The sequence below is a fragment of the Paenibacillus sp. GCM10027627 genome (assembly GCF_042675505.1).
GTDB lineage: Bacteria > Bacillota > Bacilli > Paenibacillales > Paenibacillaceae > Pristimantibacillus.
Map to the genome: position 1 here is coordinate 723,838 of NZ_JBHTHB010000001.1, position 17,910 is coordinate 741,747.

The following is a 17,910-nucleotide window of genomic DNA, read 5'->3' on the forward strand; positions in this document are numbered from 1 at the left end:
TTGGAAGGCACGGCTAAGGAGTGACGGTATGAATCGATGGACAGGCAGAGCGGAGGACTTGTCGGAGTGGCTCGCCCATTTTCGATCCAATAAGGAGTTTATGGCGAACGTGACCCATTGGCAAACGGTCGCGCCTCGCGATGCAAGAAGCGTGCCTCTTCCCGAGAGCTTGCATCCAGCCTGGAGGGAAGCTTTGCGCTTGCGCGGTATTGATGGGCTTTATGTGCATCAAGCGGAAGCGTATGCCGCTTCAAGGAGCGGCAATCATGTCGTTGCCGTCACCCCAACGGCTTCCGGGAAGACGTTATGCTACAATTTGCCCGTCATGCAGAGCCTGCTGGAAAATGAAGAGGGACGAGCGCTTTATTTGTTCCCTACTAAAGCTTTGGCTCAAGATCAAGTGGCCGAGCTGCAAGCTGTAGCAGATTTGATGGATAGCGGAATTAAAACTCATACATACGATGGAGATACGCCTCCTGCCGTACGAACGGCTATCCGCAATGCGGGCCATATTGTGGTCACAAATCCCGATATGCTCCATTCCGCGATACTCCCTCATCATACGAAGTGGGTCAAACTATTTGAAAATATTAAATTTATCGTCATTGATGAGGTACATGCCTACCGTGGAGTTTTTGGCAGCCATGTGGCAAATGTGATCCGCAGATTAAAGAGGATATGCCGCTTCTACGGCTCTAATCCACAATTTATTTGCGCATCGGCCACGATAGACAATCCAAAAGAGCATGCGGAGCGCCTAATTGGAGAAACGGTGAAGCTGATCGACAACAACGGGGCGCCAATGGGCGAAAAACATATCGTATTTTATAATCCTCCCGTCGTTAACAAGCAGCTTGGCATTCGGCGCAGCAGCGTGCTGGAGACGCAAAAGCTGGCCGCTATGCTGCTTAAGCAAGGCGTTCAAACGATTGTTTTTGCCCGGAGCAGAGTACGGGTTGAACTGCTGCTTACTTATTTGCAGGAGCTGACCCGCGGCAAGCTGGACGGCAAAACGATACGCGGCTACAGGGGCGGCTATTTGCCCAAGCTGCGGCGGGAAATTGAAAAAGGACTAAGAAGCGGGGAAATTCGGGGGGTTGTCAGTACGAACGCGCTTGAGCTGGGCATCGATATCGGTCAGCTGCAAGCCTGCGTATTGAACGGCTATCCGGGAACGATCGCCAGTACGTGGCAGCAATCGGGTCGGGCGGGCAGAAGGCAGGAAAGCTCCGTCACTTTTCTTGTGGCAAGCAGCAATCCGCTCGATCAATATTTGATTCAGAACCCGGAATATTTTTTTAATCGGCCGCCAGAGAGAGCACTTATTCATCCCGACAATTTATTGATTTTAATTGATCATGTCAAATGCGCGGCATACGAGCTCCCGTTTCAAAAAGGGGATACGTTCGGTTCGGAGCGGCTGGAAGATATGATGGAATTTCTCGTCGAGGAAAAAGTTTTGCATCATGCGGGAGACCGCTGGTTTTGGATGGAGCAGTCTTTTCCCGCGCACAATATTTCGCTTCGCTCCGCCGCACAAGAAAACTTTGTCATTATCGATATCACCACGGCGACTCATAGGGTGCTTGGAGAGGTTGACCGGTTCAGCGCTCCTACTTTAATTCATGAGGAAGCTATTTATATCCATGAGGGCATCCAATTTCAGGTGGAAAAGCTTGATTTTGAAGAGAAAAAGGCGTATGTCCGTGAAGTGGACGTTGATTATTATACAGATGCGAATATGGCAGTAGAGCTTAAGGTGCTTCATGTGGACAAAGAAGCGGCTTCGGGCGAATTGCTGCGGCAATACGGAGAACTGACGCTTAACGCAAAAGCGACTATTTTCAAAAAAATTAAGCTGCGCACGCATGAAAATATCGGTTCGGGGCCTATCCATTTACCTGAGGAAGAGCTTCATACGAGCGGGTATTGGTTTTCATTCAGCGAAGAGGCGGCCGCACGCAAAAGCAAAAACGAGATGCAGTTCGCGCTGCTCGGCATTGCAAACGTGCTTGTGCATATCGCGCCGCTCTATCTCATGTGCGATCCGTACGACATCCGGGTAGTGCCGCAAGTAAAAGCCGTTCATACGGAGCGGCCGACCATTTATTTTTACGACCGTTATCCGGGCGGAATTGGTCTAAGCGAGAGGCTATATGAAGTTCACGATGAGTTGATCCGGCACGCCCAGTCTATGATTCAATCCTGTGGCTGCTTAAGCGGCTGTCCTGCTTGCGTAGGCCCTATCGAGGAAGTTGGTTTGATGGGGAAATTGCAGGCGCTGGAGCTTCTGAAGGAAGCGGAGGGTAAACGATGAGCCGATTAAAAGAAAGGATGGGCCGGCTGCGGGGCAGCAGCGTATCCGCAAGTGGAAACAGCGCTAGTTTGAATGAAGGATCGGGGCACATCGAGGAGGCTTTGGCGGATTCTCAACGGGATGAGGCAACGAGTCAAGAAGGCCACGATTTTATAGAGTCAAACGATACGGAAATGCTGCATCCTGCCTGGTCCGGCTTTGGCGTGAAGCTGGCGCAAAACGAATGGGGACAATATTTGGTTCGGAAAACAGCTTATCCGCTTGCCCATTGCCATGGCACGCATGCGATAGGAGAGCTGACTGCGGCCGCATCTGGACTCATTGAATTTCATCCAAATGAAGAGGGAGTTGCGCCGGAAGGGGTACTTTATTTGGATCTGGAAACGACGGGGCTTGGCGTGGGTGCGGGCAACGTTCCTTTTATGATCGGAATTGGATATTTGGAAGGAGATTTTTTCGTAATCGAGCAGACGCTCATCCGGCATCCCGCAGAGGAATACGCCATGCTGCATGATTTGCGCCGCAAACTTCGCAATTATACGTTTCTTGCTACATATAATGGAAAGACGTTTGATTGGCCGCTCGTGCAAAACCGCTTTATTATGAACGGGATTGACAGAAAGCCGTGGCAGCCTCTGCATCTCGATTTTTTGCATCCGTCGCGGTCGATATGGAGAAATACTCTCACCTCGTGCAAATTAAGCCACATAGAAGAAGAGCGGCTAGGCATAAGCCGGGAAGACGATGTGCCGGGTTCGCTTGCGCCGCAGCTTTATTTTCAGTTTTTGGCGGATGGCGATCCGTCGCCGCTTGAAGGCGTATTCAAGCATAATGAAAGCGACTTGCTTTCACTCGCTTGTTTGTCTATTCGGTTTGGATATTTGCTCCAGGAGGGGATATTTGACCGGATTCCATATCCGACTGAAGCGGAAGAGCTGGTGCGTACCGGATTATGGCTGGAAAAAATGGGAAAGGGCCGTTTATCTGAGCTTCTGTTTGCTCTCGTTTGCAAAATGGAAGATGCGGATCCATCTCCCCTGCTAAGGCTCGCCTCTAGAGACAAGAAGGCTGGCAATTGGGAACGGGCTGTGTTATTGTGGCAGAAAGCCGACTTGTTGTCACGGGGGCATCCCGCTTCCGAGGCGAAGGAGGCTTGTATTGAACTAGCTATGTATTATGAGCATCGAATAAAAGATTTGCCCCAAGCACTGGCATATGCGACTGAAGCATTGCAATTGTCGGAAAGCGCTTATGCATATCAGCGCATAGACAAGAAGCAAAGGACGGAGCAAGAAGGAATGCGCAATCGGGTAATGCGGCTGCGCCGCAAATTGGAAAAACAACGCGATAAAGGGATGTAGCAATGAGCAAAAATCTTCAAAAGCCAAAAGGATTGCTTATAGATTTGGACGGTACGTTATATCACGGCTCTAGCAAAATAGAGGGGGCCGATCGCTTAATTGCCTCATTACGGGAAAGAGGTTACCCTTACCTGTTTGTGACGAACAATTCCGCTTCATCACCTGAAGAGGTTGCAGAGCGGCTTCGGGGGATGGGGATTCCGGCTGAAGCGCATGAAGTATGCACGTCGGCTCAAGCGACTGCCGGATACGCGGCGGAGGAATACGGCGCTTCATCCGTGTTTGTCATCGGGGAATCCGGTTTGCGTGAACAGCTCCAGCTTGCAGGACACCGATTAACGGAGGAAGCGCCGGAGCTTGTCGTGCAAGGTATTGATCGCGAGGTCACATATGAACGGTTAGCGAAGGCTGTTCAATATATACGTGGCGGCGCAGTTTATCTGTTGACGAATCCCGATTTGCTGTTGCCGTCTACTAACGGTCTTATTCCTGGCGCAGGCTCCATTGGCGCTATGCTCAAGGCGGCATCGGGCTGCGAGCCTATATTGATCGGGAAACCTTCTCCGATCTTGATGAATTATGCGCTTGAGCGGCTTGGAGTTGCAGCGGGAGACACTTGGGTGGTAGGCGACAATATCGCAACCGACATTGCTGCGGGAATAGCAGCGGGCTGCACGACCGTGCTTGTGCTTACGGGACTGACAAATAGCGATAATTACGAATTATACGCGCAACAAGCCGGCTGCAAGCCGGACGCCGTATGCGGCACATTATACGATTTTATTTCATACCTATAAGGCTGCTATTAATGAAGTACGCCATTTGAATAGAGCGCAGGGAGGATTAGAGCTTAGATGCAGGAGTTGCCGGAGTTGGAAATATACCGGGCGGTACTCGCGGAGAGATTCGCCGGAGCGTTAATTACAAAAGTGGCTGTTAAACAGGAGAAGTTGATTCAAGAGGAAGACTTTACCCTTCTCGAAAATGAAATCGTCGGCAAAACGGTGTGGTTTGTCGAAAGAAGAGCGCAGCATCTTATTTTTCATTTGGATAATGGAAAAAGATTGCTCGTTTTGGTTTCCAATTCTGCATATGTCTATTGTTCGCAACCGGAGGAGCAGGAGAAGGCGGACGCTTCCTTAACGTTGCATTTTGACGGAAGACGATTATCCTTTTTTGGACTTAAAGCTGGCGATATCGCCATTATGACTGTAAAAGCTGTGGAGCAGTATATGAAAGACCGAGGGCTCGACCCACTGGACAAAAGGTTTTCTTTAATCCGGCTAAAGGAGCAGTTTGCCAAAAAGAAAAGCTCACTCAAAACCGCACTGATGGATGAGAAGCTATTGTCTGGCATCGGTCCTGTATATTCGGATGAAATTGCGTTTGCGGCTGGATTGGCGCCTGATACAAAAGTGGCGTCTTTTGACGAGAAGCAATGGGAGAAGCTGCATCATGCTTTGGGCAGCGTGCTGCGTGATTCAATCTCTCATGGGGGCGCCGGGGAGCGCCCATTGTTTGCTGGCGATATTTTTACAGGCGGATTTAAGGAGCGGCTCCAGGTTTACAACCGTGAAGGGGAAACTTGCACACGTTGCGGAGGAGAAATAAAAAGAGGAATTGCCGGCAATCGCAAAACATTTGCATGCGGCGCCTGTCAAAAGGGAGAATAAGTAGGCCAAGCGGGAGATTGGAGGAAATAACCGGATGATTCATGTCTATTTGGACGATTTCCGCAAATGTCCGGACGGATTTGTATTAGCCCAAACGGCAGAACAATGCAAATGGCTGATCGATGGAGAGAGCATCGATATTTTGTCGCTGGATTATGATTTGGGCTGGGGGCAGCCGACTGGTTATGAAGCGGTGCTCCATTTGGTTCAAAGCGGAAAATTTCCTAAACGAATTTATTTGCATACATCAAGCGAGTCCGGCAAAATGCAAATGTATCATCTGCTATCGGCACATCTTCCCGCAGAGGTTATGCTGCATGGCGGGCCGATGCCGCAAAGCTTGCTGGACGAGGTTGCAAGCGCCGCGAACGGCTAGAGCAGGCGCAGCAGCTCCCACTACCTAATGAAAGAGGCAACTGATAACGTGAGTCAATGGATTGGAACGGCAAATCAAACTTATGCACCTTATGCGATGGAAGAGCTTCGCAGGCTGCTGCCCGGCATTCGGTTTACTCAGCTGGCACCTGGAGAGGTGTTCTTGATGGAGGCCGAAGGTGAACCTCACATTGTATTGGATGCTATTCACAGGCAAGAACCTATTTTTTTGCGGCATATTCAGTCTGTGGATCGAACGCTCGCCATAACAGGCAGCGCCAATGATCTGGAAGGGCTGTCTGACATGATACGAAATGCCCGCAACATTTTTGCGGACAAGCGGACGGCTGTCCATATCCGCCGCACTTCTAAGACGCTTTTTCCTTACTCATCTTCGGATACAAAAGCGGTGTTGGATGCGGTTTTGGAGGAAGTCGACGCCGAACCTGCCGTGCAAAATCCCGAAGTCATCGTGTCCATTTATGCTGGGGAGAACACACTGTACGCGGGTTTCGGCCATCCTAAAGACATGCTTTCGGACTGGCCTGGTGGAGCTGTTCGCTTTCAGCGGGAGGAAGGGCAGGTGTCCAGAGCCAAATTTAAGCTGCTTGAGGCGGAGCGGGCTTTTGGCTTGCACTATTCGGACTACCGTCAAGCACTGGACGTTGGAGCGGCACCCGGGGGTTGGAGCTCGTTGCTTTTGGAAAGAGGGCTGCGCGTAACGGCTATCGATCCTGCGGACATGCATCCTACTCTATTTCAATACGGGTCGTCCTTTACCCATTTGAAATGCAATGCGGCGGAAGCGAAGCTTGCGACTGGCGCATTCGATTTGATCGTTTGCGATATGAGCTGGAGTCCGATGATGATGGCTAGGCTGGTTTTGGATTTAAAAGTGGCGTTAAAGGAAGACGCGACTGCGATTATTACCGTGAAGCTGATGCACCGCAAGCCTATGCAAACGATACGAGAAGTAACGGAGCGGCTGGAAACAGCGTTTACCGTTTTGAAAGCGAAGCAGCTGTTCCACAATCGAGAAGAGATTACTCTTTATTTGAGGAAAAAGTAAACCGCTTCATCAAATACGCATTGTAGCCTTTAGAGCGGCTATGATACAATAATTACAATTATATATCTGTCAGGGAAAGCATCCCGAAAACGTCTGCTTGCGGCAGTCATTTTCGGGATGTTTTTTTTCGTCAATTCGCGAGGAGGAATAGGGATGGAGAAGCAAGAGAATGGACTCCACGATATAGAAAAAGGGTCGATCATTGGGGGAAGATACAAAGTTATTCGTACTCTTGGGCAAGGAGGGATGGGTGTCGTTTATGCTGTAGAAGATTTGAAGCTTGAGGGTACTTTGAGAGCTATGAAAGTAACGGAAGCCAAATGGGGAGAAGGCGCTTATTCGGAAGAATCGACTACGTTAATGAAACTAAGCCATCCTTATTTGCCGTTAATTACGGATTATTTCACCGCGGATCATCAAGGCGGTAAAGAAGCGCTCGTCATGGATTACGTAGAAGGGGATACGATTGGTTCTATGCTAGCGCATTCCATGGCGGGATTCACGTTCTCGGAAATGCTTCATATCGGCTTGCAGCTATGCTCCGCACTTTCTTATTTACATACTCTTCCATCGCCAATTATTCACCGGGATGTAAAGCCGTCCAATGTCATGATAGACCGCAAAGGCCACGCCAAGCTGATCGATTTTGGAATTTCGAGAAAATTCAAAGAAGGCCAAAGTTCAGACACGGTCAGGCTAGGTACAAAAGGATTTGCGGCGCCTGAGCAGCTAAGCGGAAGACAAACCGATGCACGAACGGATATTTATGGACTTGGCGCGCTGCTGTATTGCATGGCGTCAAACGGGACAGGCTTTTCAGAGCTGCTGGATCCGGCCATTCGAAAATCATCGATTCTTCCACTTCCGAAACATGTGCCGAGATCGTTTGGCATGGTGCTGGAAAGAATGATTCAGCCAAAGCCCGAGCATCGTTATCAAACGATGAAAGAAGTGGAACAGGCGCTGCTCGCATTTGTATCTCAAGCACCGCTGCTGGAGGATGAGCCGAAACGTTGGGATATCCATATGAATCAAACAAAGCCGCCGCTCGTCAGCGTTGTATCTTTATCTCCTGGCTCTGGAGCCACGCTGCTGTCGATTACGCTTGCCATGATGATGGGCCGAAGAGACTGCTCCGTAACCGCTGCCGAATATTACGGCGCCTCCCCGGAATGGATAGAATTGCTGCCCTCCAAATCGAAAAAAGAAGCTTCGGAGGATGATGGAATCATTAGTTTTACAGATCGCTTTGTACGCCGGAGGGATGGAAGCAGCGGAATTAACTGGCTTGCTGTCAATAGCCATAATTTTTCCGAACGGTTGCAGGATGAGCGCATTTTTGAGCAAAAGCTGAGAGATTACGGCAGCGACGTCAATGTAATCGACTTTTCCAGCCGTTGGCAAGATCCTCATGCCATGTACTGGCTGAATGAATCCCGTCATGTTGTCGTAGTTGGAGATCCCTTTATTGCCAAATGGCAGGTCGGTCATGTGCAGAAGCTGGTCAAGCTTGGAAAAGAGCTCAAATCAAAAGGCAACCATCTTCATTGGATTGCCAATAAGGACGTAAGGTTTCGCGGCAGAAGAGAGTGGCTTTCTTTATTTCCCGACAATCCGTTATGCGCGGTGCCGCTTCTACCGCAAGATGCCGTCCTCAACGCCTTATGGAGCAGCAAATGGATTACGGACAATACCGTGCTGGATTACAGAGTTTCGAGGGCTCTTATGCCATTATGCGAGCTTATTTTAAGCGATCTTGGATCCAAGCAAAACGGGCTATGAAGATAGCTTTTTTCCCTGCTTCTAAAGCGCCTTTTCACTTCCAACCTACTTCCAGCGCATAGTAGACGGCTTGCAATTCAACCTCCCCTTCTTTATGATGATAGTATTATTCTGAAGAAGAGGAAGGTGCCCGGAGTATGAACGAGCGCGTTCTCGTTGTTGAAGACGAAGCGGGAATTGCCCGCATTTTGCAGCTTGAATTGGAGCACGAAGGTTATATCGTTGGGGTAGCCCCTGACGGACGCAAAGGCTATGAAATGGCTTCTTCCGGTGAATGGCAGCTTATCCTTTTGGATGTGATGCTCCCGGAGATGAGCGGAATTGAAGTGTTGAGATTGATTAGACAAGCCGGCAATCCTGTTCCGATCATTTTGCTGACGGCCAGAGACACGGTTCCCGATAAAGTTAGCGGATTTGAGCATGGAGCAAACGATTATATTACGAAACCATTCGCCATGGAGGAGCTGCTGGCTCGTGTGCGCAACATTTTGCGTATTTTTCAGCAATATCCAAAAGAAGCGGAAGGCTCCGATATTATTAAGCTAGGAGACCTCACCATTGAATTGCGGACTAGAAAAGTATACCGCAAAGATATTTTAATCGAGCTGACTCCTCGCGAATTTGAGCTGCTCGTTTATTTGGTGGAAAATCGGAATGAAGAAAAGTCTAGGGAAGATATTTTATCCGAGGTATGGGGTTACGATTTTATCGGGGAGACGAATCTGGTGGATGTCTATATTCGATATTTGCGGCAGAAGCTGGATAAAGGCTACCGCCATAAGCTGATTCATACGGTTCGCGGAGTCGGTTATATGATTAAGGAGCCGGATGCATGACACTGCGTAAACGGTTTACGCTTTTTACAATTTTTTGGCTTATTTTGATTCTTATCTTCTTTAATATTTTCGTTTATTTCTACGTCATCAAAATTACGACGGAAAGCGAAGAAGAAGTCATTACGACCAAAATCAATTTAATATTGGAAAATCCGAGAATTCAGAGCTTACGGGGCATCAGCTCAGGGGAGTTGCTGGAGGAGTTTCGCAACATTAATGAAATGGTGCGGATTATCGCGCCTAACAACCGGGTTGTCAACATCGGAATGGCCGATTCTTCCGTCGCTCACCCGATCTTGCAGGAGCTGCCTGCCGAATTCCTTCCTTACCACCAGTCTGGAATGATTACAAAAGGCGGAGAGAGAATTATTTACATGCGCGTGCCTTTGTACGACAACAGTACCGGCAGCGTAAAATATATGCTGGAATTCACACGCGTGTTGGATGAGCTCAACAACTATTTGCAAGTGTTGGTAGCGGCGCTTAGCGTAACGAGCGGGGGAGCCATCTTGTTTGCTATTTTCGGCACCTACTGGTTCACATCTAGACTTACCGCTCCGATTCAGCAAATGGTCAATACGATGCGGGAAATTGATCGAAGCGGCAAGCTAAGAAAAATTGAAATGGGAAATCGCGAGGAATCTGCCGAGCTGCAGCAGTTGTTAAGAGCATTTAATCAAATGATTGAGCGGCTGGACCGCACCTTTGCCAGACAGAAGCAATTTGTGGCGGACGCTTCCCACGAGCTGAAAACGCCGCTTACCGTTATTAGCAGCTATGCGGGCATGTTGAAGCGTTGGGGAAGAGATGACGAAAGCTTGAGAGATGAAGCGATTGAAGCGATCTCGAAGGAAGCGACCCGTCTGCAAAATTTGACGAAATCGATGCTTATGCTGGCTGAAGCGGAGCAAGAGGATTGGCTGAGGCTGGAAATGTTTGACGTAGTGCAGGTGGTAGACGAGCTTTCAACGATGTTGCAGACAACGTTCCAACGATCCATTCGGGTGAAGGCGCTCTCTAAATCGGTTCGGATGACCGGAGACAAAGATAAAATCAGACAGCTTCTGGTCATTCTTTTGGACAACGCTATCAAATATTCCAAAGACCCCATCGATATTTCAATTACTTTAATGAAAAACAATATCGTTAAAATTGAAGTAAAAGATAAAGGCATGGGTATTCCAGAAAATGAAATTCCGCATCTGTTCGAGCGGTTTTACCGGGTGGACGGAGCAAGAAGCCGTTCGACTGGCGGCGTAGGACTAGGCTTGTCCATTGCGAAGCGAATTGTGGATTTGCACGAAGGAAAAATTGATGTGTTCAGCTTGCCCAATTTGGGGACGACGATTACGCTTCAGTTCAAACAAAGAAAATAAAGCGGGCAATTGCATCATGAGAGGGTGTAGGAGAGATGAAATACCGGGTTGCGGCCGTTCAGTATCATCTAGCGGATATTTCTTCATTTCAACAATTTGAGGAGCAAGTATCCCATTATGTTCGCAACGCTTCGGAGTATGGCGTTCAATTTTTGCTGTTTCCGGAGTTTATGACGACTCAGTTGCTGTCGATTGGGGATGAAAACGGGGAACCGCTAACAATCGATGGGCTGCCAAGTTTTACAGATGCTTATTTGAAGCTGTTTCGCGGGTTGGCAGAGCAATACGGCATGTATTTGATTGGCGGAACGCATATCGTTGAAATGGAGGACGGGAAACGCCGCAATGCGGCTCATCTTTTTCACCCGGATGGGCGGGTGGATGTCCAGCACAAAATCCATTTGACGCCAACCGAAGTGACGGAATGGGACATGTCTCCGGGCGATGGAGTGGAAGTATTCCAAACTCCGTTTGGAACGATCGCGATGTTAACCTGTTACGATATTGAATTTCCTGAAATCGTTAGGATGGCGAGAGCAAAAGGGGCCGATGTTATTTTCTGTCCTTCTTGTACGGATGACCGTCATGGCTTCCACCGCGTGCGGTATTGCTGCCATGCCCGAACGATTGAAAACCAAATCTATGTCGTCACAACAGGAACGGTAGGATCGCTGCGCAAGGTAGACTTTATGCGCGCCAACTACGGTCAAGCCGCTATTATTGCCCCGAACGACATTCCGTTTCCTCCCGGCGGCATCATTGCCGAAGGAGTGGTTAACAACGATATGCTGGTCGTAGGCGATCTTGATCTTAGTCTTCTGGAAGACGTGAGAAAGAACGGCTCTGTCATGACTTGGCGAGACAGAAGAGTCGATCTTTATACGGATTGGAGTTAATCCATACTTTTTCGGTAAGCAGAAGGGCGGGGTCGTGATGCACAAGGAGCTTTATATTGCTCATAATGGCAAGCCGTTGCATACGGTCATAAGACCTTATACCAAAGCCGATTTTAAAGCATTGATAGACGTCCAGCGAGCCAGCTTCCCGCCTCCATTTCCCGAAGAACTTTTATGGAACAAGGAACAGCTTTCGGAGCATGTGTCAAGATTTCCTGAGGGGGCTCTTTGCGCAGTGGCAGATGGAGCTATCGTTGGCTCTATGACGGGACTTATTGTAAAAATGAGCGATTTCGGCGGCTCGCATAATTGGGAAACCATTACGGATGCCGGATATATCCGCAATCATCGACCAGACGGGGAAACTCTTTATGTGGTCGACATTTGCGTCGTCCCGGAATATAGAAAATCAGGAATCGGAAAATGGCTGATGCAGACCATGTATGAGACGGTCGTCCATATGAAATTGGCCAGACTGCTTGGCGGGGCGAGGATGCCAGGGTATTCGTCTAAAGCGGCGGAGGCCACTCCGCAGCAATATTTGGACAACATTATGTCGGGAGAGTGGAGCGATCCCGTCGTTTCCTTTCTGTTGCGCTGCGGCAGAGTGCCGATAGGCATTGCTGAGCATTATTTGGAAGATGAGGAATCGCATCATAATGCCGTTTTGATGGAATGGCGCAATCCGTTTACAGTGTTTCAAAACTACTGAAAGGGTGGTATATATGTTAGGCTACCATCGAATTACTTCAATTGACGATCCTTATTTTAAACCGCTGCATCAATTGCTAGGTTCGATTTTTCCACCGGAAGAAGTGCTCGCTTATGAATTGTGGGAGGAACCTCTTAAGGACGACGGCATTCATGTTTATGTCGCTTTACATAACGGTGAAGTTGTAGGTTCAACGGAGTATCGCTATTATCCACAGCTAAAAGTAGCGATGACTGATTTTACGATTATAGGAAAACCTTCTTTGGGGGTAGGCAGGTTTCTATTGCGTCAGAGAGAGGAGGATTTAGCAAGGCTGGCTGAACAGTCCGGCACGAAACCGATTGGCATGTTCGCGGAAATTTATGATCCTTACCGGGCAGCTTCCCATGAATTCGGCGGAGTATCTCCAATGAATCCTTTTGTCAGAAGGGAAGTTCTTTCTCATATCGGCTATATGAAGCTGGATCTCCCTTATGTACACCCATCCTGGGATCATGAAGGGGCAGCGGTAACTGAGCTTGATCTGGGCTTTTTGCCTAAAGATGAAACATTATTAGAGCTTGATGCTATAATTGTTGCACGTTTTCTAGAAGGTTATTATGCTGCGCTTCCAAATAAACCAGACGCGTGGCATGAGATGATAAGGGGACTCAAAGCAAAAGAAACGGTTGCTTTGCTGCCACTATAATTGCTTTTAAAAACGAAGGGCAGTGCAGCCGGTGTAAAATTTGCTGCATTGCCCTATATTTATTGCCGTATTCGGAAATGCTATGGCATAAAAAGGAGTGTGTACCATGGTTTTCTGGATATCCATTGTCATTATCGGTTTTTTTGTAATATGGGGGGCTCTTTTGCCCGATCAGTTCGCAAGCGTTGTAGGTGCTGTTTATGATATTGCGATCGAAAAATTCGGTTGGTTTTATTTGCTTACGATGTTTGGCATTCTTGTATTTGCTTTTATATTGGCATTCGGCAAATACGGAAGCATCAAATTGGGCGGAGATGATGATGAACCGGAGTATGGGCTATTCCCGTGGTTTGCCATGCTGTTTAGTACGGGGATGGGAATAGGTTTAGTTTTCTGGGGAGTTGCCGAGCCGCTTTCTCATTATTTAACGCCTCCTGAAGGAGTAACAGGGGGGACGCCGGAAGCGGCGCGTGTGGCGATGCGTTATTCCTTCTTCCATTGGGGCCTTCATCCTTGGGCCATATATACCATCGTGGGTTTAGTTTTGGCCTACCATCAATTCCGTAAAGGACGTAAAGCATTAATTAGCTCAACGTTTTACCCGTTGCTTGGCGAACGAGTAAACGGACCTATCGGAAAAGGAATAGATACATTGGCAGTTATTGCAACTGCTTTTGGAGTTGCAACCTCTTTAGGCCTTGGCGCGCTGCAAATCGGAGGAGGTTTGCAGTCGCTTTTTGGAATGGAGAATACAACAACGCTGCAGATTTGGATTATTGCGATTGTAACGGTTCTTTTTATGGGCTCGGCGCTTAGTGGACTGGATAAGGGCATTAAATTGTTAAGTTCCACTAATCTAATTATTGCGTTTTTACTGTTGTTGTTTGTTTTTTTAACAGGACCTACTGCATTTTTGATGGATATGCTGACCAATACGTTCGGATCATACACCCAAAACATTATTGGAATGAGTCTTAGGCTGACGCCGTTTTCCCAAAGCGAATGGATCGGAAATTGGACGTTGTTTTATTGGGCTTGGTGGATCGCATGGGCACCGTTTGTCGGCACTTTTATCGCAAGAGTGTCGCGGGGGCGTACGATCAAAGAATTTATCCTCGGCGTCTTAATCGTTCCAAGCCTGCTCGGCTTCATTTGGTTTTCGGTATTCGGAGGAACGGGTTTGCATATGGAATTGATGAAACATATACCGCTTGCGGAGGCAGCCAAAGAGGATGTCACTTCTGTATTGTTTTTAATGCTGGAGCAGCTTCCACTAGGCCTTATTGCCGGCGCAGTTTCCACTTTGCTTATTGTTATATTTTTTATTACTTCTGCCGATTCGGCTACTTTTGTACTTGGGATGCTTTCGGAGGATGGGAATCCAAATCCAAAAGCAAAAACAAAGATAACATGGGGTTTGCTGCAGTCTACTATTGCGATCGTTTTGCTCATTAGTGGAGGTTTATCGGGTTTGCAAACCGCTTCAATAATCACCTCGCTCCCGTTTGCCGTTATTATTGTCGGCATGTGCGCTGCCTTGCTCAGAAGTTTGCGCGAGGAGGATCGTGCCAAACGAAAAATAGAAAGAAAACGCCAGAAAAAGCTCGATGAGCTTATTGAGGAAATGTAGTTATTGGCCCCTGGGGTTGACGATTCAGTTTTGATTCGGTAATATTATCGTTGAGTGTATAGCAAAGGGGAAATTTTAATGATTAATGGTGTTCTTAACTCGTAATTGGATATGATCAGAGCGAATGGCTTAGCCTTTTCTATGCTTTTAGAAGCATTGAAGGAAGGTTTATTTCGTGAACTGATCCCATGAGTTGAGAACATGAGGATTTCCGCCTGCATGCTTTGTAGATGAGGCCCAATCACCGTGCTCACGCAGCGCGGTTTTTTTATACCCTTTTTTAAGCATACAAATGTACTTTATGCGTAGAAAGGGGATTGGGCAATCATCAATCGAGACAGGAATGGAACGCGCCCGCGTTTTCATTTCTGTCTTTTTTTATTTTATTTTTAGGAGGACGAAAGAAATGAATGAAACGACAATGAGAAAACTGGAATTTGACCGAATTAAAGGGATGACCGCTGAGTTTACGGTATCGCCGGGTGGAAGGACGCTGGCCGAACGAATGAGCCCAAGCGTCTCGCTGAAACAAATTTCATCATGGCTGCAAGAAACGGAGGAAGCGTCAGCGTTGCTGGCCAGCGGAGCGAGCATACCTTTGTCTGCAATGGAAGGAATCGATCCGTTTCTGTCGCTGCTTGGCAAAGGGAGAATTTATGTTGAAGGAGAGCTGGAGCAGCTGGCCGTTTGGCTAACTTCCGTAGCACAGATGAAAAAGTATATGCGGGGCAAAGCGCATATTGCGCCTACAATAGCCGGCTACGCAGAATCAATGAATGAATGCCAGCCGCTCCGGGATGAGCTGAATCGATGTATTCGGTTCGGAAATTTGCTTGACGACGCCAGCCCGAATTTAGCATACATCAGAAGGCATATAATTGGGGCGGAAGACAAAATCGAGCGAAAAATGAACCAAGCGTTAAATAAATATCGCAGCTTTTTGCAGGAGACGGTTATTAGCAAAAGAAGAAACCGATTTGTCCTTGCAGTAAAACGCGAGCTTCGCAAACAAGTGCCCGGAACAGTGCTGGACGAATCTTCAAGCGGCCAAACCTTGTTTGTGGAACCAAACGATGTTGCCGAGTTGCAGCTTGAACTGCTGGAATGGCGCTCTGCCGAAGAAAGAGAAAGGACGGTTGTACTGGCCGGATTGTCCGAACTCGCTGCTTCCTATGGGAGTATGCTGACGCTAAATGTCCAGGCAATGGCCAGCTTCGATTTTATTGCTGCGAGAGGAAAGTTGTCCCGAAGTTACAACGGCAGGAGAATAGCGCTAAGCGACAAGCCTGTTCTTAAGTTAGAGGGAGCGCGGCATCCTCTCATTGGGGCCGCTTCTATGCCTCTCGATATCGAACTGGGAATGCGGTGGAAACAGCTTATGATTACCGGCCCTAATACCGGAGGGAAAACGGTGGCGCTCAAAACGATGGGGCTGCTGGCGCTTATGACGCAATGCGGTTTGCTCATTCCGGTGGAAAGAGGAGAAATAGGCATTTTTCGTCATATTATTGCCGACTTGGGAGACGGACAGAGCTTGGAGCATTCGCTCAGCACGTTTTCGTCCCACATCTCTGTCCTGAAGGAAATGATGGACTTAGCCGATGAGCGGTCTTTGCTCCTGCTTGACGAACTTGCTGCCGGTACCGATCCGTCGGAAGGGATCGCCCTGTCGATCGCGGTGCTGGAGATTCTTTTGGAGAAAAAATCGTTAGTTGCGGCAACCACTCACTTTAACGAGATTAAAATTTTCGCTTCACGCACACCAGGCTGCCAAAACGGCAGAATGGCCTTTGATCCTGAAACGCTGCGGCCGCTTTACCGTTTGGAAATCGGGGAAGCCGGAGACAGCCACGCTTTTGCGATAGCCAGAAGATTCGGATTGCCAGAGACGGTCATGTCAAGAGCGGAGCAATTGCTTGAGCAGAAGAAGGGAACTAGACAACAATATGTTGCCGATCAAGGGGAAAGAGCAACGGAAAGCGATGAATTTCACCGTGAGGAAGAAGTGCGACGAGAGGAAAAGGTTCTAATCGAGAAAGAAATTGTCCCAAAAATTACCGAATCGGAAAAAGAAGAACAGCCGGCACGGAGCAAACCGAAGCAATTGCTGCAAGTAGGCGACTCCGTTTGGATTTATCCGCTAAAAAGGGCAGGAGTCGTATTTCGGACAGCGGATGAGCGGGGAAATGTCATCGTTCAAGTAAAAGGGGAGAAGCTGAGCTTCAACCAGAAGCGATTGAAGCTCTATATTGAAAAAGAGAAACTGTACCCGGGACAGTCGTACGATTTGGATATTGTGTTCGAATCGAAGGATAACAGGAAGGCGCGTCATCAAATGAATCGCAAGCATGTGGAAGGGCTGCAAATTGTCACTCCTGCTGATGAATAGCCGTTAATCACGACTGCGCATAACGAGCAGCTTGCCTCCGGTCAGCTCTATCGTTCCTTCGTCGCCTAGAAGAACATTGCTGATCCCGAGCGACATGCCTATTTTTAGAGTGGCGTTAGTGAGCGGATATTGGAATCCGGTTAGTGTAATGCCGGTTGCTTGTTCCGTCAGAGGAAGCAGCGAAACTTGCCGATGACCCGCTCCCCGAATAATAGAAGTCGAAGAAATAAGCATAATGACGTTACGCTCGTCGATGATAGATGCGGCCACTCCGTTTTCATCCGCCAAAGCAAGCAGATGCACATTGGAGAGGGAGTGGTCGAATCTTGTTCCGAGCCCGCCAAGCAATATCAGTTCGTCAGGTTTCATATCAAGGGCCAGTCGAAATGCCATTTCCGTATCTGTATAATTTTTATCGATTGGATCGCAGCTTATCGTTTTACCGCTATGTTTGCGAATCGTTGCCATTTCCATAACGCTGACGGAATCAAAATCGCCGATGGAAATATCGGGGGCGAGGCCGTTTTGAATGAGAAAGCTGGCGCCACTGTCTGCGCCGATTAACATATCATCGGGAGCAATATGGCCGAGCGCCCAATCGCCTAGCGTGCCTCCCGAACAAATGACGATACGATGATGCATATGGAGTCTAACCTCCTGAGTGAATTGGTTTCTTTTGCAAAAACGAATAAAGCATGAGTATCAGTATAACTTTTCTGCGAAATTTGGGCAATGTTCCGGAAATTTGTCGTTGCGCTTATGCTTGGGCGACGCTAAAATTGGGAAGGGATGTTTCAATCTTGCCT

Annotated in this window: 15 protein-coding genes; 14 read left to right on the forward strand and 1 reads right to left on the reverse strand. The window is 48.2% G+C overall.

Going from position 1 to position 17,910, the window contains the following annotated elements; translation table 11 throughout:
* Positions 1 to 28: 28 nt before the first annotated feature.
* The 14 genes from ACFQZE_RS03445 (at position 29) to ACFQZE_RS03510 (ending at position 17,104) form a co-directional block, all read left to right on the forward strand.
* Positions 29 to 2,317: a DEAD/DEAH box helicase gene (locus ACFQZE_RS03445; RefSeq protein WP_379353680.1), complete on the forward strand. Its 2,289-nt coding sequence runs from the start codon at positions 29 to 31 to the stop codon at positions 2,315 to 2,317.
* A complete protein-coding gene (locus ACFQZE_RS03450) occupies positions 2,314 to 3,678 on the forward strand; it encodes a ribonuclease H-like domain-containing protein (RefSeq protein WP_379353682.1) in 1,365 nt (454 codons plus the stop codon). The genes ACFQZE_RS03445 and ACFQZE_RS03450 overlap by 4 nt, the downstream gene beginning before the upstream one ends.
* Positions 3,679 to 3,680: 2 nt before the next feature.
* Positions 3,681 to 4,475 carry a TIGR01457 family HAD-type hydrolase gene (locus ACFQZE_RS03455; RefSeq protein WP_379353684.1) on the forward strand — a complete coding sequence of 265 codons (795 nt, stop codon included), beginning with the start codon at positions 3,681 to 3,683 and terminating at the stop codon, positions 4,473 to 4,475.
* 57 nt (positions 4,476 to 4,532) lie between these two features.
* Positions 4,533 to 5,351: an Fpg/Nei family DNA glycosylase gene (locus tag ACFQZE_RS03460; protein WP_379353686.1), complete on the forward strand. Its 819-nt coding sequence runs from the start codon at positions 4,533 to 4,535 to the stop codon at positions 5,349 to 5,351.
* A 34-nt stretch (positions 5,352 to 5,385) separates the two neighbouring features.
* On the forward strand, positions 5,386 to 5,727 hold the full coding sequence (locus tag ACFQZE_RS03465; RefSeq protein WP_379353688.1) for a cyclic-phosphate processing receiver domain-containing protein: 342 nt from the start codon (positions 5,386 to 5,388) through the stop codon (positions 5,725 to 5,727).
* Positions 5,728 to 5,775: 48 nt separating this feature from the next.
* Entirely contained in the window at positions 5,776 to 6,795 is a 1,020-nt protein-coding gene (locus ACFQZE_RS03470; protein ID WP_379353691.1) for an SAM-dependent methyltransferase, read from the forward strand.
* Positions 6,796 to 6,948: 153 nt separating this feature from the next.
* Complete coding sequence (locus ACFQZE_RS03475) at positions 6,949 to 8,577, forward strand: serine/threonine protein kinase (RefSeq protein ID WP_379353693.1); 1,629 nt, start codon at positions 6,949 to 6,951, stop codon at positions 8,575 to 8,577.
* A 137-nt stretch (positions 8,578 to 8,714) separates the two neighbouring features.
* Positions 8,715 to 9,413, forward strand: coding sequence for a response regulator transcription factor (locus ACFQZE_RS03480; protein WP_379353695.1), 699 nt, complete (start codon positions 8,715 to 8,717; stop codon positions 9,411 to 9,413).
* Positions 9,410 to 10,789 carry a sensor histidine kinase gene (locus tag ACFQZE_RS03485; protein WP_379353697.1) on the forward strand — a complete coding sequence of 460 codons (1,380 nt, stop codon included), beginning with the start codon at positions 9,410 to 9,412 and terminating at the stop codon, positions 10,787 to 10,789. Before ACFQZE_RS03480 ends, ACFQZE_RS03485 begins: the two co-directional genes overlap by 4 nt.
* A gap of 35 nt (positions 10,790 to 10,824) precedes the next feature.
* A complete protein-coding gene (locus ACFQZE_RS03490; RefSeq protein ID WP_379353699.1) occupies positions 10,825 to 11,685 on the forward strand; it encodes a carbon-nitrogen hydrolase family protein in 861 nt (286 codons plus the stop codon).
* Positions 11,686 to 11,719: 34 nt separating this feature from the next.
* Positions 11,720 to 12,397: a GNAT family N-acetyltransferase gene (locus ACFQZE_RS03495; RefSeq protein WP_379353701.1), complete on the forward strand. Its 678-nt coding sequence runs from the start codon at positions 11,720 to 11,722 to the stop codon at positions 12,395 to 12,397.
* Positions 12,398 to 12,410: 13 nt separating this feature from the next.
* Positions 12,411 to 13,085 carry a GNAT family N-acetyltransferase gene (locus ACFQZE_RS03500; protein ID WP_379353703.1) on the forward strand — a complete coding sequence of 225 codons (675 nt, stop codon included), beginning with the start codon at positions 12,411 to 12,413 and terminating at the stop codon, positions 13,083 to 13,085.
* A gap of 106 nt (positions 13,086 to 13,191) precedes the next feature.
* Positions 13,192 to 14,715 carry a glycine betaine uptake BCCT transporter gene (locus ACFQZE_RS03505; RefSeq protein ID WP_379353705.1) on the forward strand — a complete coding sequence of 508 codons (1,524 nt, stop codon included), beginning with the start codon at positions 13,192 to 13,194 and terminating at the stop codon, positions 14,713 to 14,715.
* 406 nt (positions 14,716 to 15,121) lie between these two features.
* On the forward strand, positions 15,122 to 17,104 hold the full coding sequence (locus ACFQZE_RS03510; RefSeq protein ID WP_379353707.1) for an endonuclease MutS2: 1,983 nt from the start codon (positions 15,122 to 15,124) through the stop codon (positions 17,102 to 17,104).
* A gap of 3 nt (positions 17,105 to 17,107) precedes the next feature.
* Here the strand turns inward: ACFQZE_RS03510 and ACFQZE_RS03515 are convergent, their stop codons facing one another.
* Entirely contained in the window at positions 17,108 to 17,746 is a 639-nt protein-coding gene (locus ACFQZE_RS03515) for a thiamine diphosphokinase (protein ID WP_379353709.1), read from the reverse strand.
* Positions 17,747 to 17,910 lie beyond the last annotated feature (164 nt).

Excerpts from the sequence above, each read along its gene's own strand:
- ACFQZE_RS03505 (WP_379353705.1), top strand. The coding sequence starts at position 13,192 with ATGGTTTTCTGGATATCCATTGTCATTATCGGTTTTTTTGTAATATGG.
- ACFQZE_RS03450 (WP_379353682.1), top strand. The coding sequence starts at position 2,314 with ATGAGCCGATTAAAAGAAAGGATGGGCCGGCTGCGGGGCAGCAGCGTA.
- ACFQZE_RS03480 (WP_379353695.1), top strand. The coding sequence starts at position 8,715 with ATGAACGAGCGCGTTCTCGTTGTTGAAGACGAAGCGGGAATTGCCCGC.
- ACFQZE_RS03500 (WP_379353703.1), top strand. The coding sequence starts at position 12,411 with ATGTTAGGCTACCATCGAATTACTTCAATTGACGATCCTTATTTTAAA.
- ACFQZE_RS03490 (WP_379353699.1), top strand. The coding sequence starts at position 10,825 with ATGAAATACCGGGTTGCGGCCGTTCAGTATCATCTAGCGGATATTTCT.
- ACFQZE_RS03455 (WP_379353684.1), top strand. The coding sequence starts at position 3,681 with ATGAGCAAAAATCTTCAAAAGCCAAAAGGATTGCTTATAGATTTGGAC.
- ACFQZE_RS03460 (WP_379353686.1), top strand. The coding sequence starts at position 4,533 with ATGCAGGAGTTGCCGGAGTTGGAAATATACCGGGCGGTACTCGCGGAG.
- ACFQZE_RS03485 (WP_379353697.1), top strand. The coding sequence starts at position 9,410 with ATGACACTGCGTAAACGGTTTACGCTTTTTACAATTTTTTGGCTTATT.
- ACFQZE_RS03465 (WP_379353688.1), top strand. The coding sequence starts at position 5,386 with ATGATTCATGTCTATTTGGACGATTTCCGCAAATGTCCGGACGGATTT.
- ACFQZE_RS03475 (WP_379353693.1), top strand. The coding sequence starts at position 6,949 with ATGGAGAAGCAAGAGAATGGACTCCACGATATAGAAAAAGGGTCGATC.
- ACFQZE_RS03445 (WP_379353680.1), top strand. The coding sequence starts at position 29 with ATGAATCGATGGACAGGCAGAGCGGAGGACTTGTCGGAGTGGCTCGCC.
- ACFQZE_RS03515 (WP_379353709.1), bottom strand. The coding sequence starts at position 17,746 with ATGCATCATCGTATCGTCATTTGTTCGGGAGGCACGCTAGGCGATTGG.
- ACFQZE_RS03510 (WP_379353707.1), top strand. The coding sequence starts at position 15,122 with ATGAATGAAACGACAATGAGAAAACTGGAATTTGACCGAATTAAAGGG.